This window comes from Streptomyces sp. SCUT-3 (assembly GCF_014083985.1).
Lineage (GTDB): Bacteria > Actinomycetota > Actinomycetes > Streptomycetales > Streptomycetaceae > Streptomyces_H > Streptomyces_H thermolineatus.
In genome coordinates this window covers 1,788,717-1,804,298 of record NZ_CP046907.1, presented here as the reverse complement: position 1 = coordinate 1,804,298, position 15,582 = coordinate 1,788,717, and the positions used below count along the sequence as shown (strand labels likewise).

Here is a 15,582-nt window from a genome sequence, read left to right as displayed (position 1 = left end):
CCGGCGCCCGGCGCCTTCGTGTGCGCGGCCGGCCGCCGCGGGGCGCTACCGCAGGGTGCCCAGGTGGTGCACCTGGACCATGTTGGTGGAGCCGGGGGTGCCGGGCGGGGAGCCGGCCGTGACGATCACGGTGTCGCCCTCGTCGAACCGGCCCAGCCGCGTCAGGTCGTGGTCGACCTGCGCGACCATCGCGTCGGTGTCCTTCACGAAGGGCGCCACGAACGCCTCGACGCCCCAGCTCAGGGCCAGCTGCGCGCGGGTGGCGGCGTCGGTGGTGAAGGCCAGCACGGGGATGGGGGAGCGGTAGCGGCACAGCCGCCGCGCGGTGTCGCCGGAGACGGTGAAGGCCACCAGCGCCTTCGCGTTCAGGAAGTCGCCGAGCTCGGCGGCGGCGCGGGCCACCGAGCCGCCCTGGGTGCGCGGCTTGCGGCCCGGGTTGAGCGGCTGCAGGCCGAGGGAGAGCAGCTCCTCCTCGGCGGCCTCGACGATGCGGGACATCGTGCGGACCGTCTCGATCGGGTACTTGCCGACCGAGGACTCGGCCGAGAGCATCACCGCGTCGGTGCCGTCCAGGATGGCGTTGGCCACGTCGGAGGCCTCGGCGCGGGTCGGGCGCGAGGAGCTGATCATCGACTCCATCATCTGGGTCGCCACGATCACCGGCTTGGCGTTGCGGCGGCACAGCGTGATCAGCTTCTTCTGCACCAGCGGCACCCGCTCCAGCGGGTACTCCACGGCCAGGTCGCCGCGGGCCACCATGACGCCGTCGAAGGCGAGGACGATCTCCTCCATCGCCTCCACGGCCTGCGGCTTCTCGATCTTGGCGATGACCGGCCTGCGGATGCCGACCTCGTCCATGACCGCGTGCACGTCGTCGACGTCCGCGGCGTTGCGCACGAAGGACAGGGCGACCATGTCGACGCCCATGCGCAGGGCGAAGCGCAGGTCCTCCTTGTCCTTCTCGGACAGGGCGGGGACGTTGACGGCCGCGCCGGGCAGGTTGATGCCCTTGTTGTTGGACAGCACGCCGCCCTCGACGACCCGGGTGCGCACCCGCGGCCCGTCGACCTCGACGACCTCCAGGGCCACCGCGCCGTCGTTGACCAGGACCGGGTCGCCCGGCTTCACGTCGCCGGGCAGCCCCTTGTAGGTGGTGCTGCAGGTCTCCTGGTCGCCGGGGACGTCCTCGGTGGTGATGGTGAAGGTGTCGCCCGCCTCGACCGTCACCGGCCCCTCGGCGAACCGGCCCAGGCGGATCTTCGGGCCCTGGAGGTCGGCCAGCACGCCGACGGCGCGGCCGGTCTCCTCCGAGGCGCGGCGCACCTTGCGGTAGCGCTTCTCGTGCTCGGGCTGCGAGCCGTGGCTCATGTTGAAGCGGGCCACGTCCATGCCGGCCTCGATCAGTGCCTTGAGCTGATCGTAGGAGTCGACGGCGGGGCCCAGGGTGCAGACGATTTTGGCTCGGCGCATGGGGAGGATCCTATCGAGGGTTTGTTCCGCTGCGGAATTTTCTGACGGGTAACTTGTGGCGGTTGTCTCCGGCGGGGCGCGCCCGTGGCGCGGCCCGTGCAGCCGGCCCTACCGGGGGCCGGCGAGCGCGTACGTCTGGCGGGCGATCTCCAGTTCCTCGTCGGTGGGGACCACGGCCACCGCGGTCCTGCTGGACGGCGTCGAGACCAGCCGGGCGGCCTTCGCGCGCACGGAGTTGAGCAGGGGGTCGACCTCGATGCCGAACGCGTCCAGGCCGCGCAGCGCGGCCTCGCGCACCGCCGGCGAGTTCTCCCCCACGCCGGCGGTGAAGACCACCGCGTCCACCCGGCCGAGCACCGCGCAGTAGGCGCCGACGTACTTGCGCAGCCGGTGCACGTAGACGTCGAACGCCAACCGAGCGGCCTCGTCCCCCTCGCCGATGCGGCGGCCGATCTCCCGCATGTCGTTGTCGCCGCACAGGCCCACCAGGCCGCTGCGCCGGTTGAGCAGGTCGTCGATCCCGTCGGCGTCCATCCCGCCGGCCCGGGCGAGGTGGAGGACCACCGCGGGGTCCACGTCGCCGGAGCGGGTGCCCATCACCAGGCCCTCCAGCGGGGTCAGCCCCATCGAGGTCTCCACGCACACCCCGCCGGCCACCGCCGAGGCGCTGGCGCCGTTGCCCAGGTGCAGCACGACGGTGTTGGTCTCCTCCACGGGGCGGCCCAGCAGCTCGGCCGCGGCCCGGGAGACGTAGGCGTGCGAGGTGCCGTGGAAGCCGTAGCGCCGGATCCCGTACCGGTCGGCGACGGCCCGGTCGATCGCGTAGCGGGCCGCGTACTCGGGGAGCGTGGTGTGGAAGGCGGTGTCGAAGACCGCCACCTGGGGCAGGTCCGGGCGCAGTGCGCGGGCCACCTCGATGCCGGCGATGTTGGCCGGGTTGTGCAGCGGGGCCAGCGGCACCAGCTCCCCGATCGCCGCGAGGACCTCGTCGGTGATCAGGGTCGGCCCGGTGAAGCGGGTGCCGCCGTGCACCACCCGGTGCCCCACGGCGGCCAGTTCCGGGGAGTCCAGGCCCAGGCCGTCGCGCTCCAGCTCCCCGGCCGCCGCGCGCAGGGCCGCCGCGTGGTCGGCCACGGGCCCCTCGGTGATACGCCGGGGGCCGCCGCCGGCGGGCGGGTTGTGCACCACCCGGCCGGTCCGCTCGCCGATCCGCTCCACCAGCCCGGCTGCCGCCCGGGAGCCGTCGGCCATGTCGATCAGCTGGTACTTCACCGACGAGGAGCCGGAGTTGAGGACGAGCACGCGGGTGCCCGCCGTTGGGGTCGCAGTCACTGTGCCGTCCTCGGCCGTCCGGTCCACCTCGGTCGTACGCTCGCCTGCCCGGTCCGCGGCGGGGCTCACCCCCGGATCCGCCGGCGCGCCCGCCCGTCCCGCGCCCGCCCGCCCCGCGCCCGCCCGCCCCGCGTTCACCCGTTCCGCGTTCACCCGTTCCGCTCCGAGTCCTGCGCCTGGACGGCGGTGATGGCGACGGTGTTCACGATGTCCTGCACGAGCGCCCCGCGGGAGAGGTCGTTGACCGGCTTGCGCAGGCCCTGCAGCACCGGGCCGACCGCGACCGCCCCGGCCGAGCGCTGCACGGCCTTGTAGGTGTTGTTGCCGGTGTTCAGGTCGGGGAAGACCAGCACGGTGGCCCGCCCGGCCACCCGGGAGCCGGGCAGCTTGGCCGCGGCCACCTCCGCGGAGACCGCCGCGTCGTACTGGATCGGCCCCTCGACCAGCAGGTCGGGGCGGCGCTCGCGGACCAGCTCCGTGGCCTTGCGGACCTTGTCCACGTCCACCCCCGAACCGGAGGTGCCGGTGGAGTACGACAGCATCGCCACCCGCGGCTCCACCCCGAAGCGGGCGGCGGTGGCGGCGGACTGCACGGCGATGTCGGCCAGCTGCTCGGCGTCCGGGTCGGGGTTGACCGCGCAGTCGCCGTAGACCAGGACCTGGTCGGCCAGGCACATGAAGAACACCGAGGAGACGATCGCCGCCCCGGGGGCGGTCCTGATGACCTCGAACGCCGGGCGGACGGTGTCCGCGGTGGAGTGCGCGGCGCCCGAGACCATGCCGTCGGCCAGGTCCTCCCGGACCATCAGGGTGCCGAAGCAGTTCACCTCGGCCACCGTGTCGCGGGCGGCCTCGACGGTCACGCCCCGGTGGGCGCGCAGTTTCGCGTACAACTGTGCGAACCGCTCCCGCAGCGGCGAGGTCCGCGGGTCGACCACCACCGCGCGGGCCCGGCCGTCCGGGGCGGAGTCCAGCCCCAGGTCCACCCCCAGCTCGGCGACCCGCTTGCGGACGGCGTCCTCGCCGCCGAGCAGGACCAGGTCGCAGACGTTGCGGCGCAGCAGCAGTTCGGCGGCGCGCAGAATGCGCTCCTCGGTGCCCTCGGGCAGGACGACGGTGCGCCGGTCCGCGCGGGCGCGCTCCAGCAGTTCGCGCTCGAACATCATCGGGGTGACCCGGGCGGAGCGAGCCACCGACATCCGGTCGGCCAGTTCCGCGGTGTCCACGTACAGCTCGAACAGGCCCAGCGCGGTCTCCGCCTTGCGCGGGGTGTCCGCGGTCAGCCTCCCCTCCAGCGAGGACAGCTGGGTGACCGTCAGGTAGCTGTTGGCGGAGACGGAGACCAGGGGAGTGCCGGGGGCCAGCCGGGCGGCCAGGGCCAGGACGTCGGGTCCGGGCCGCTCGCCCAGGGTCAGCAGCACGCCGGCTATCGGCGGTGAGCCGGCGGCGTGCGCGGCGAGGGCGCCGACGACCAGGTCCGAGCGGTCCCCGGGGGTCACCACCAGGCAGCCCTCGGTCAGGGCCTTGAGGAAGGTGGGCAGCATGGCCCCGCCGAAGACGATCTCGCGCACGTCCCTGTCCAGCCCGGCCGCGTCGCCGAGCAGCACCTCGCCGCCGACCGCCTCGACCACCTGGGCGACGGTGGGCGCGGCCAGGGAGGAGTCCTCGGGCAGGACGTGGACGGACACGGGCAGGCGGGTGCGCAGCCGCTCCAGGACCGCGTCGCGCTCGTCCGGCGCGACCCGGTTGGCGACCATCGCCAGCACGTCGCAGCCCAGGGAGGCGTAGGCGTGGTGGGCGTTGAGCACCTCGTCGGCCACCGCCGCGGCGCTCTCGCGGCTGCCGCCGACCACCGGCAGCACCGGGGCGCCGAGCTCGTTCGCCAGGCGGGCGTTGAAGGCCAGCTCGGAGGGGAGGTTGGTGTCGGCGAAGTCGGTGCCGAGGACGAGCACCGCCTCGTACTCCCGCCCGGTGGCGCGGAACCGCTCCACCAGGCGGGCGACCAGCTCGTCCAGGCCCGCCTCGGCCTGGAGGGCGGCGGCCTCCTCGTAGGACATGCCGTAGATCCGCCCGGGCGGCTGGGAGAGCCGGTAGCGCGAGCGCAGCAGGTCGACGACGTGGTCCGGTTCGCGCCGGCCGTCCGTCCCGTGGAAGAGGGGGCGGAACAGGCCCACCCGGTCCACCTGCCGGGTCAGGATCTCCATCACCCCCAGCTCGACGACCTGGCGGCCGTCGCCCCGCTCCGTGCCCGTCACATACACACTGCGCGCCACGCGTGGTCTCCGTTCCGTCTTCCGCGCCGACCGGATTCGGTGTCCCGGTTTGACAGCAAAAGATCCACCAAGGAGGGTGCGATTATCTCTTGACAATACCGGTAAGGATTGTTCCGTCGCGCCCGCCGGAGCGAACCCGACAGGGCCGCCGGGAGCGGGACCCGAGCGGACCGGAGAGACCTGTGGAAATCCTGGCATTCGGAGTGCAGACCGACGAGCGGCCCCTGCTGGAGGCGGCCTTCGACGCCGTCCCCGGCGGCCCCTCCGTGCGCTGCCTGGCCGCCGCCCTCGACCACGACACCGCCCCCCTGGCGGCCGGCTACGAGGTCGTCAGCTCCAGCGTCAACTCCGTCCTGGACGCGGGCGTCCTCGCCGTCCTCGCCCGCGGCGGCACCAGGATGGTCGCCCAGCGCTCCACCGGCCACAACAACATCGACCTCGACGCCGCCGAGGAACTCGGCCTGACCGTGGCCCGGGTCTCCCGCTACTCGCCCCACTCCGTCGCCGAGTTCGCCTGGGCCCTGGCCCTGGCGGTCGAGCGCCGCGTGGTGCGGGCCGTGCACCGCACCCGCGACTTCGACTTCCGCCTCGACGGACTGATGGGGCGTGACCTGCACGGCCTCACCGTCGGAGTGGCCGGCACCGGGAAGATCGGCGAGTGCTTCGCCCGGATCGCCCACGGCTTCGGCTGCCGCCTGCTCGGCTGGGACGTCGCCGAGAACCCCGCCTGCACCGCGCTGGGCATGAAGTACACCGACCGGGAGACCTTCTTCTCCAAGGCCGACGTCGTCAGCCTCCACGTGCCCCTGGTGCCCGCCACCCACCACCTGGTCGACGCGCGCGCCCTGGCGCTGATGAAGGACGACGCCGTCCTCGTCAACACCGGACGCGGCGGCCTGATCGACTCCGCCGCCCTGGTGGAGACCCTGCGCCGCGGCCGGCTCCGCGGCGTCGCCCTGGACGTCTACGAGGAGGAGGCGGGGCTGTTCTTCCTCGACAAGTCCCTCGAAGTGATGACCGACGACACCCTGGCCCGGCTGATGACGTTCTCCCATGTGCTGGTCACCTCCCACCAGGCCTACTTCACGCGGGACGCGGTCGGCCAGATCGTCGGCGCCACGGCGGGCAACGTCCGGGACTGGCTCGCGGGCCGCGCCGGCGAGAACGTGCTCGTCCCCGCCGGCCGGCCGCCCTCCCGGTAGCCTCCGGGCCCCACGACCCGCACAGCCCTCCCAGGAGAGAGACACCACCATGCGCATCGGAATCCTCACCGCGGGCGGCGACTGCCCCGGCCTCAACGCTGTCATTCGCTCGGTGGTGCACCGGGGCATCACCGAGCACCACGACGAGATCATCGGCTTCGAGGACGGCTTCAAGGGACTGCTGGAGGGCCGCTACCGGCCCCTGGACCTCAACTCCGTCAGCGGCATCCTCGCCCGCGGCGGCACCATCCTCGGCTCCGCGCGCCTCGAGCGCGCCCGGTTGCGCGCCGCCGCCGAGGACTGCGAGCAGCTGCGCCGCACCTACGAGCTCGACGCCCTGATCCCCATCGGCGGCGAGGGCACCCTGACCGCCGCCCGGATGCTCTCCGACGCGGGCATGCCGGTGGTGGGCGTGCCCAAGACCATCGACAACGACATCTCGGCCACCGACCGCACCTTCGGCTTCGACACCGCCGTCGGCGTGGCCACCGAGGCCATCGATCGCCTCAAGACCACCGCCGAGTCCCACCAGCGCGTCATGGTGGTCGAGGTGATGGGCCGCCACGCCGGGTGGATCGCCCTGGAGTCCGGCATGGCCGGCGGCGCCCACGGCATCCTCGTCCCCGAACGGCCCTTCGACCCCGAGGACGTCTGCGCGATGGTGCGCGAGCGCTTCGCCCGCGGCAAGAAGTTCGCCGTCGTGGTCGTCGCCGAGGGCGCCTCCCCGGCCGAGGGCACCATGCCCTTCGAGCACGGGGAGATCGACCAGTACGGCCACGAGCGGTTCACCGGCATCGGCAACCGGCTCGCCGTCGAGCTGGAGAGGCGGCTGGGCAAGGAGGCCCGCACCGTCATCCTCGGCCACGTCCAGCGCGGCGGCACCCCCACCGCCTACGACCGCGTGCTGGCCACCCGGTTCGGCTGGCACGCGGTGGAGGCGGTCCACAAGGGGGCCTTCGGCCACATGACCGCGCTGCGCGGCACCGACATCGTCCTCGCCCCGCTCGCCGACGCCGTCGCCGAGCTCAAGCACGTCCCCGAGGACCGCATGGCCGAGGCCGAGTCCGTCTTCTGACCGGCCCGACGCCGGCCCGGCCCGTCCCCCGGGCCCCTGGGCCGACTGCCGGCCCGCCCGCGGGCCTATCCGGCCCCCGACCAGCGGTAGCACAGCTCGGGGCGGCCGACCTGGCCGTACTGGGGGCTGCGCACCGCCCGGCCGGTCTCCACCAGGTGCTCCAGGTACCGGCGGGCGGTGATCCGCGAGACGCCCACGGCCGCTCCCGCCTCCCCGGCCGACAGGCCCTCCGGCGCCGAGCGCAGCGCGTCCCGCACGGCGGTCAGCGTCTGCGCGCTCAGCCCCTTCGGCAGCACCGGAGCGCCCGGGGTGCGCAGCGCGGACAGCGCCCGGTCCACCTCGTCCTGGCCCGCCGCCTCGCCCCCGTGCAGGGTGTCGCGGAAGCGCGCGTAGCGCTCCAGCCGGTCCCGCAGGGCGGGGAAGGCGAAGGGCTTGAGCAGGTACTGCACGACGCCCAGCGACACCGCCCGGCGGACCACGGCCAGGTCGCGGGCCGAGGTCACCGCGATCACGTCCGCGGTGTGGCCGGCCGCGCGCAGGTTGCGCACCACCTGCAGCCCGTGGCCGTCGGGCAGGTACAGGTCGAGCAGGACCAGGTCCACCGGCCCGTGCCGGCTCACGAACCGCAGCGCGTCGCCCCCCGAGTGGACGGTGCCGACCACCGTGAAGCCCGGCACCCGCTCCACGTACGCGCGGTGGGCGTCCGCGGCCAGGAGGTCGTCCTCGACGACCAGCACCTCGATCACGCGCCGCCCCCCTCGGCCGCGGTGCCGGCCGGGCGGCCGGAGGAGGGCTCCAGGGGATGCGGACGGTGAACACCGCGCCGACCTCCCGTCCCACGGTCACCGTCCCGCCGTTGCGGCGCGCGGCCTGGGCCACCAGGGCCAGCCCCAGGCCGCGGCCGTGCACCCGGCCCGGCCCCCCGGAGCCGTCGCCGGAACCGTCGCCGGAACCGTAACCGGAGCCGTCCCGCCCGCCGCCGCCGGCACCGGGCCCCTTGGTCGACCAGCCGCGCCGGAAGACCTCCCCGATCTCGTCCGGGTCCACCCCGCGGCCGGTGTCCGCGACCCGCACCAGCAGCTCGCCGTCCCCGGTGCGCGCGGTCACCGTCACCCGCGGGCGCCCCCGCCCCCGGTCGGTGCCCTCGATCGCCGCGTCCACCGCGTTGTCGACCAGGTTGCCCAGGACGGTCACCAGGTCCCGCGCGCCCAGCGCCGGCGGGATCACCCCGTCGTCGATCCGGCTGTCCCCGGTCACCACCAGTTCGACGCCGCGCTCGTTCGCCTCCGCCGCCTTGCCGAGCAGCAGCGCGGCCAGCACCGGTTCGGCGACCGACTGGACCACCTGGTCGGTCAGTTCCTGGGCCAGCCGCAGCTCGGCGGTGGCGAACTCCACGGCCTCGTCCGCACGGCCCAGCTCGATCAGCGAGACCACGGTGTGCAGCCGGTTCGCCGCCTCGTGGGCCTGTGCGCGCAGGGCCTCGCTGAAGCCGCGCACCGAGTCCAGCTCCCCGGCCAGCGCCTGCAGCTCGGTGTGGTCGCGCAGGGTGACCACCGTGCCGGTGCGCGACGGCGACCGGACGGGGGCGGTGTTGACCACCACCACCCGCTCGGCGGTCAGGTGCACCTCGTCCACCCGCGGCTCGTCCGCCAGCAGGGCCCCGGTCAGCGACTCGGGGAGGTCCAGCTCCGCCGCGCCGCGCCCCTGGGGGGACTCGCGCAGTCCCAGCAGCTCCCGGCCGGCGTCGTTGCACAGCGCCACCCGGCGGTCCGCGTCGAGCAGGACCAGTCCCTCGCGCACCGCGTGCAGCGTCGCCTGGTGGTAGTCGTACATCCGGCCCAGCTCGGCGGCGCCCATGCCGCGGGTGTGGCGGCGCAGCCGGGCGTTGACGACGTAGGTCGCGGTGCCGCCCGCGGCCAGCGCGCCGGCCGCCACCGCGACCAGCACCACGACCCGGCGGCTGACCCGGGCGCTGATCGTCTCCACCGCTATGCCGGAGCTGACCAGGGCGGTGATCCGGCCGCCGTCCCGCACCGGGGCGACCGCCCGGACCGAGGGGCCCAGGGTGCCGGTGTAGGTCTCGGTGAAGGTGCGCCCCGCCAACGCGGGAGCGGTGTGGCCGACGAACCGCCCGCCGATCTCCTCCGGGTTCGGGTGGGTGTACCGGGTGCCGTCCGGGGCCATCACCGTGACGAAGGTCACCGAGGTGGCGCGCCGCACCTGCTCGGCGTAGGGCTGCAGGACGGCGGTGGGGTCGTCGGCGGACACGGCCGCGCGGACGGTGGGGGAGGCGGCCATGGACTCCGCGACGGCCGTCACCTGGCCCTGCGCGGTCTCCTCCGCCTGGGAGAGGGCGTCCAGCCAGGCGAGGACCGAGCACCCGGCGAGCACCGCGGCCACCACCACGACCTGCATCGCGAACAGCTGGCCCGCCAGGCTGCGCGGGCGCAGCCGGACGCGGAGGAACCGGGACAGGAGGTGCGGCATGGCCCCCAGTCTGCACCCGGCGGTCCGGATCCGTGCCGCGCGGATGCCGCGCACGCAATGAACACAACGGTGACCGGCGTCACCTCCGGCGCGCATAGTCACCGCAGCCGAACTCCGGGGGACGCAGGGACGGCGTCGGACAGAAGGAGAGCAAACGTGTCGGTGAAGGACACCAGGGCGGCCACCGGGCCCGGTGCGGAGGAGGCGGTGCCCGTGCGCCGCAAGGACCGCACCCACTACCTGTACGTCGCGGTCATCGCCGCCGTGGTGCTCGGCATCGTGGTCGGCTTCGCCGCGCCCGGCGTCGCCGTGGAGCTCAAGCCGCTGGGCACCGGCTTCGTCAACCTGATCAAGATGATGATCTCGCCGATCATCTTCTGCACGATCGTGCTCGGCGTCGGGTCGGTCCGCAAGGCCGCCAAGGTCGGTGCGGTCGGCGGCCTGGCGCTCGGCTACTTCATGCTGATGTCCACCGTGGCCCTGGCCATCGGCCTGGTCGTCGGCAACGTGCTCCACCCCGGCTCGGGCCTGCGGCTGACCGAGGCGGTCAAGGACGCCGGGCAGTCCCAGGTCGCCGAGGGCGGCGAGACCACCGTGGACTTCCTGCTGGGCGTCATCCCGAAGACCCTGGTCTCCGCCTTCACCGAGGGCGAGGTGCTGCAGACCCTGCTGGTGGCGCTGCTGGTCGGCTTCGCCCTCCAGGCCATGGGCAGGGCCGGGGAGCCGGTGCTGCGCGGCATCGGGCACATCCAGAAGCTGGTCTTCCGCGTCCTGGCGATGATCATGTGGGTGGCCCCGGTCGGCGCCTTCGGGGCCATCGCGGCGGTCGTCGGCGAGACCGGCCTGGACGCGCTGAAGAGCCTCGCGGTGATCATGCTCGGCTTCTACGTGACCTGCGCCGTCTTCGTCTTCGTCGTGCTCGGCGCGATCCTCAAGGTCTTCACCGGGGTGAACATCTTCTCCCTGCTGAAGTACCTGGGCCGCGAGTTCCTGCTGATCCTGTCCACCTCCTCCTCGGAGTCGGCGCTGCCGCGGCTGATCGCCAAGATGGAGCACGTGGGCGTCTCCCGCCCGGTCGTCGGCATCACCGTGCCCACCGGCTACTCGTTCAACCTGGACGGCACCGCGATCTACCTGACCATGGCCTCGCTGTTCGTCGCCGAGGCGATGGGCGACCCGCTGAGCGTCGGCGAGCAGGTCTCCCTGCTGGTCTTCATGATCATCGCCTCCAAGGGCGCGGCCGGCGTGACCGGCGCGGGCCTGGCCACCCTGGCCGGCGGCCTGCAGTCGCACCGCCCCGAACTGGTCGACGGCGTCGGCCTGATCGTCGGCATCGACCGCTTCATGTCCGAGGCGCGCGCCCTGACCAACTTCGCGGGCAACGCGGTGGCCACCGTGCTGATCGGCACCTGGACCAAGGAGTTCGACCGCGAGCAGGCCCGCCGGGTCTTCGCGGGCGAGCTGCCCTTCGACGAGCGCACGCTGGTGGACGACCACGGCGCCCCCGGTGACGACGCCCCCGCCGCCCCCGGCGGCGAGGAGGCCGCGGGCCGGGCCGGACGCCCGGAGACCGCCGGAGTGGCCGGCTGACCGGCTGACCGGCTCCGCCACCTCCACCGCCCCGACGCCGGGGCCGGACCGGGCTGCCTCCCGGTCCGGCCCCGGCGGCCGTGCGCCCGGGCACCCGGCATCCGGCTCCCGGCATCCGGGCACCCGGCGTCCGGCTCCCGGCATCCGGGCACCCGGCGTCCGGCTCCCGGCCTCAGGCCGGGCGCAGCCAGAGGGTGGCCAGCGGCGGCAGGGTCAGCCGGACGCGGGTCGGCCTGCCGTGCGCGCCGAGCGGCTCGGCCGCGACCGTGCCGGGGTTGCCCACGCCGCTGCCGCCGTAGGCGGTGTCGTCGGTGTTGAGCACCTCGCGCCAGGCCCCGCCCCCGCCGGGCGCCCCGGGCAGTCCGGGAAGCCCGACGACGTAGTCCTCGCGCACCACGGGCGAGAAGTTGCTGACGCACACCAGAGGGTCGCCGGAGGCGTCGTACCGCAGGAACGAGAAGACGTTGTCCTCGGCGGCGTCCCCGTCGATCCAGGAGAAGCCCTCCGGGGAGGTGTCCCGCTCCCACAGCGCCGGCGTGGCGGCGTAGACCCGGTTGAGCTCGCGCACCAGGTCGCGCACCCCCCGGTGGTCCCCGGCGGCGAAGTGCGCGTCGTCGGTCAGGTACCACTCCGGGCCGTCGCGGTGCGACCACTCGCCGCCCTGGGCGAACTCCTGCCCCATGAACAGCAGCTGCTTGCCCGGGTGGGCCCACATGAAGCCCAGGTAGGCGCGGTGGTTGGCGCGCCGCTGCCACCAGTCGCCGGGCATCTTGGCCACCAGAGCGCCCTTGCCGTGCACGACCTCGTCGTGCGAGATCGGCAGCACGTAGTTCTCCGAGTAGGCGTAGACCATGGAGAACGTCATCTCGTGGTGGTGGTACTTGCGGTGCACCGGCTCGTGGGAGACGTAGCCGAGCGAGTCGTGCATCCACCCCATGTTCCACTTCAGCCCGAAGCCCAGGCCGCCGAAGCCGCCCGGGCCGATGTGGTGGGTGGCCCGGGTGACGCCGTCCCAGGCGGTGGACTCCTCGGCGATCGTCACCACCCCGGGGCAGCGGCGGTAGACGGTGGCGTTCATCTCCTGCAGGAAGGCGACCGCCTCCAGGTTCTCCCGCCCGCCGTCGCGGTTGGGGGACCACTGGCCGTACTCGCGCGAGTAGTCCAGGTAGAGCATCGACGCCACCGCGTCCACCCGCAGCCCGTCGACGTGGAACTCCTCGCACCAGTACACGGCGTTGGCGACGAGGAAGTTGCGCACCTCGGTGCGGCCGTAGTCGAAGACGAGGGTGCCCCAGTCGGGGTGCTCGGCCTTGGCCGGGTCCGCGTACTCGTACAGTGTGGTGCCGTCGAACCGCGCCAGCGCCCAGTCGTCCTTGGGGAAGTGGGCCGGCACCCAGTCCATGATCACGCCGATGCCGGCCCGGTGCAGGGAGTCGACCAGGTACCGGAAGTCGTCCGGGCCGCCGAGGCGGGAGTCGGGGGCGTAGTAGGAGGTGACCTGGTAGCCCCACGAGCCGTCGAAGGGGTGCTGGGCCACCCCCATCAGCTCCACGTGGGTGAAGCCGAGGTCCTTGACGTAGGCGGGCAGCTGCTCGGCCAGGTCGCGCCAGGTCAGCCCGGGCCGCCAGGAGGCCGGGTGCAGCTCGTAGACGGAGAACGGCGCCTCGTGGACGGGGCGCGCGCCGCGGGCGCGCATCCACTCCTCGTCGCCCCACTCGTGGCGGGAGACGGTCACCACCGAGGCGGTCGCCGGGGGCGCCTCGGCGGCCCGCGCCATCGGGTCGGCCTTGGTCCTGCGGTGCCCGTCGGGGCCGGTGATCTCGTACTTGTACAGCGTCCCCTCGCCCAGCCCGGGGACGAACAGCTCCCACACCCCGGAGGCGCCCAGGGACCGCATGGGGTGGGCGGTGCCGTCCCAGTGGTTGAACTCGCCCACCAGGCGGACCCCGCGGGCGTTGGGCGCCCAGACGGTGAACCGGGTGCCGGTGACGGGGGCGTCCTCGCCGGGAGCGGTCTCGCTCGTCACCCGCGAGCCCAGGGCCTTCCACAGCTCCTCGTGCCGGCCCTCGCGGATCAGGTGCAGGTCGAGCTCGCCGAGGGTGGGCAGGAAGCGGTACGGGTCGCCGGTCTCGTGGGCGGTCCCCCCGTAGGTGACCGTCAGGCGGGAGGAGGGCGGGGCGCCGGCCGGCAGCAGGCCGGTGAACAGCCCGTCGCCGTGGTGGGTGAGCACGGCCCGCGTCCCGCCCGCGGTGACCTCGACCCGCTCGGCGAACGGGCGCAGCACCCGCACGGCGAGCAGCCCGCCGGGCGCCGGGTGCACGCCCAGGAAGGAGTGGGGGTCGTGGTGGGTCCCCTCCAGGACCCGCCGCAGCTCCCCCTCGTCCACCGGGGCGGGGGCGAGCGCGTCCGGCCCGGCGGCGGCCCCGGGCGGCGGCCCCTCGGCCGGGGTGCGCTGGGGGAGGAACGCCTGGGGCGGCCGGACCGTCCGGGTGGCCTTGGCGCCTGCGGTGTGGCGGGACGGGGAGCGCGGGGTCACGGTCGGGTCCTCCTTGTGGGGGGCCGCAGCCGGGCGGCTGCGGGTCCGGTGGGAACGGTGGGCGGGGCGGCCGCCGCCGGCGCCCGGCCCGCGGTCACCTGCGGGCGGCGGCCAGCCGCGCGCAGGCGGCCAGGGGGATCGGCAGCCACGACGGCCGGTTCCGGGCCTCGTACAGCACCTCGTAGACGGCCTTGTCGGTCTCGAAGGCGCGCATCAGCACGTGTTCGTCGCGCGGGTCGTGGTCGCCGGCCTCGGCGTAGCCCGCGCAGAAGGCGGCCCGGTTGACCTCGGCCCACCGGGCCGCCCGCGCGCACGCACCGGGATCGGGGGGCCGTTCGGCGGTCATCTCGGACCAGCGGGCCGCGTAGTCGAAGGAGCGCAGCATGGCCGCCACGTCGCGCACTGCCGGCTGCGGCATGCGCCGCTCGGCCAGCGGGCGGGCGGGCTCGCCCTCGAAGTCGATCAGCTTCCAGCCGTCCTCGGTGCGCAGGGTCTGGCCCAGGTGCAGGTCGCCGTGGATGCGCTGGGCGGTCACCGCCCGCCCTCGTCTGCCGAGGTCGGCCAGGTCGGCGAAGGCCGTGCGCAGCCCGGCGCGGTGGTGCACCAGCGCGGGGACGGCCGCGGCCGCCGCGTCCAGGCGCTCGGCCATGCCCGCGGCCAGCGCCTCCAGCTGCGGCCGGTGCAGCACGGCGCCGGGCAGGGCGCGGGCCAGGGCGCTGTGCACCTCGGCGGTGGCCCGGCCCAGCAGGAACGACTCTGCGGTGAACGCCTCGTCGCCGGAACGGTCCCTGCGGTCGCCCAGCACGGTGTCGACGGCGGCCAGCCCCCAGTCCCAGCCGTCCAGGGCGCCGGGCAGGTAGTGCTGCAGCACGCCCAGGGTGGTCGGCTCGCCCCGGTCGCCCCGGGGGCGGACGGTCTCGAACCAGGCGGTGGGCGCGGGCACGCGCGAGCAGCCCTGCCGGGCGAGGGCGAGCGTCAGCTCCAGGTCGGGGTTGCGGCCCGGGCTGATCCGGCGGAACAGCTTGAGGATGCAGGAGTCCCCGTAGACGATCGAGGTGTTCGACTGCTCGGCGGTGCTGAACCGCGGGGTCAGTCCCGCGGGCACGGCCGAGCCCGCGGAACGGCGGAACCGCAGCCCGCCCAGGGAGCCGGGCGCCCGCAGCCGTTCCAGCAGCAGGCCCGCCAGGCGGGGGTCGTGCATGGCCTCGTAGACCGTCAGCCCCTCCAGCGGCCCGCTCTCGGGCCGGCCGATCCGGGCGTGGGCCAGGTGCGGCGCCAGGACGCCGGTCAGTCCCAGCAGCAGCTGGTAGCAGTCGCTGTGCCGGGGCGGCGGCCGGTCGCCGGAGTGCTGGGCGGCCGCGGCCTGCTCGACCTCGACCAGCAGGTGGAGCAGTCCGGGGGTGCGGCCGGTGCCGCCCACGGGTAGCAGCTCGGTCCCCGAGCGCAGGGAGAACCCGGTGATCCGGTGCCCCTTGCCGGCGAACCAGCGCTGCCGTGGCAGCCAGTCGTGCAGGAGGGGGGCCAGCGCGTTCATCGTCGTACCGGCGGACAGGTGCGGAGCGGCCGGGACGTGAAGGGTCCAGGAAGTGTCCGACATGACGTCCTTTCCCCGGGGAG

At 74.5% G+C, this 15,582-nt stretch carries 10 protein-coding genes and 1 pseudogene; 4 read left to right on the top strand and 7 right to left on the bottom strand.

Annotated features, from left to right (window positions below; genetic code table 11):
* Nucleotides 1–45 precede the first annotated feature (45 nt).
* The 3 genes from pyk to pta form a co-directional block, all read right to left on the bottom strand.
* Complete coding sequence (pyk, locus tag GQS52_RS07770; protein WP_182312666.1) at nucleotides 46–1,470, bottom strand: pyruvate kinase; 1,425 nt, start codon at nucleotides 1,468–1,470, stop codon at nucleotides 46–48.
* Nucleotides 1,471–1,578: 108 nt separating this feature from the next.
* Entirely contained in the window at nucleotides 1,579–2,802 is a 1,224-nt protein-coding gene (locus GQS52_RS07765; RefSeq protein WP_182312664.1) for an acetate kinase, read from the bottom strand.
* 149 nt (nucleotides 2,803–2,951) lie between these two features.
* Nucleotides 2,952–5,075 (bottom strand): phosphate acetyltransferase, encoded by a 2,124-nt coding sequence (gene pta / locus GQS52_RS07760; RefSeq protein WP_182312662.1) that lies wholly within the window; start codon nucleotides 5,073–5,075, stop codon nucleotides 2,952–2,954.
* Nucleotides 5,076–5,257: 182 nt separating this feature from the next.
* On the opposite strand from pta, the gene GQS52_RS07755 reads away from it, so the two are divergent.
* Together GQS52_RS07755 and GQS52_RS07750 are read left to right on the top strand one after the other, a co-directional pair.
* Nucleotides 5,258–6,277 (top strand): 2-hydroxyacid dehydrogenase, encoded by a 1,020-nt coding sequence (locus tag GQS52_RS07755; RefSeq protein ID WP_182312660.1) that lies wholly within the window; start codon nucleotides 5,258–5,260, stop codon nucleotides 6,275–6,277.
* A gap of 49 nt (nucleotides 6,278–6,326) precedes the next feature.
* Nucleotides 6,327–7,352, top strand: coding sequence for a 6-phosphofructokinase (locus GQS52_RS07750; RefSeq protein ID WP_182312658.1), 1,026 nt, complete (start codon nucleotides 6,327–6,329; stop codon nucleotides 7,350–7,352).
* A 65-nt stretch (nucleotides 7,353–7,417) separates the two neighbouring features.
* Here GQS52_RS07750 and GQS52_RS07745 read toward each other — a convergent pair whose 3' ends face one another.
* A complete protein-coding gene (locus GQS52_RS07745) occupies nucleotides 7,418–8,098 on the bottom strand; it encodes a response regulator (protein ID WP_182312656.1) in 681 nt (226 codons plus the stop codon).
* A 91-nt stretch (nucleotides 8,099–8,189) separates the two neighbouring features.
* Nucleotides 8,190–9,767: pseudogene (locus tag GQS52_RS07740) on the bottom strand (ATP-binding protein); the annotation flags it as partial.
* Between GQS52_RS07740 and GQS52_RS27590 the strand changes: the two are divergent.
* Both GQS52_RS27590 and GQS52_RS07735 read left to right on the top strand, forming a co-directional pair.
* Complete coding sequence (locus GQS52_RS27590; protein WP_259370643.1) at nucleotides 9,649–9,900, top strand: hypothetical protein; 252 nt, start codon at nucleotides 9,649–9,651, stop codon at nucleotides 9,898–9,900. The pseudogene GQS52_RS07740 and the gene GQS52_RS27590 overlap by 119 nt on opposite strands.
* Before the next feature lie 101 nt (nucleotides 9,901–10,001).
* Nucleotides 10,002–11,429, top strand: coding sequence for a cation:dicarboxylase symporter family transporter (locus GQS52_RS07735; protein WP_259371064.1), 1,428 nt, complete (start codon nucleotides 10,002–10,004; stop codon nucleotides 11,427–11,429).
* A gap of 172 nt (nucleotides 11,430–11,601) precedes the next feature.
* On the opposite strand, the gene glgB is transcribed toward GQS52_RS07735, so the two are convergent.
* Together glgB and GQS52_RS07725 are read right to left on the bottom strand one after the other, a co-directional pair.
* Entirely contained in the window at nucleotides 11,602–13,965 is a 2,364-nt protein-coding gene (glgB, locus tag GQS52_RS07730) for a 1,4-alpha-glucan branching enzyme (RefSeq protein ID WP_182312652.1), read from the bottom strand.
* A 94-nt stretch (nucleotides 13,966–14,059) separates the two neighbouring features.
* Complete coding sequence (locus GQS52_RS07725) at nucleotides 14,060–15,562, bottom strand: maltokinase (RefSeq protein WP_182312650.1); 1,503 nt, start codon at nucleotides 15,560–15,562, stop codon at nucleotides 14,060–14,062.
* Nucleotides 15,563–15,582 lie beyond the last annotated feature (20 nt).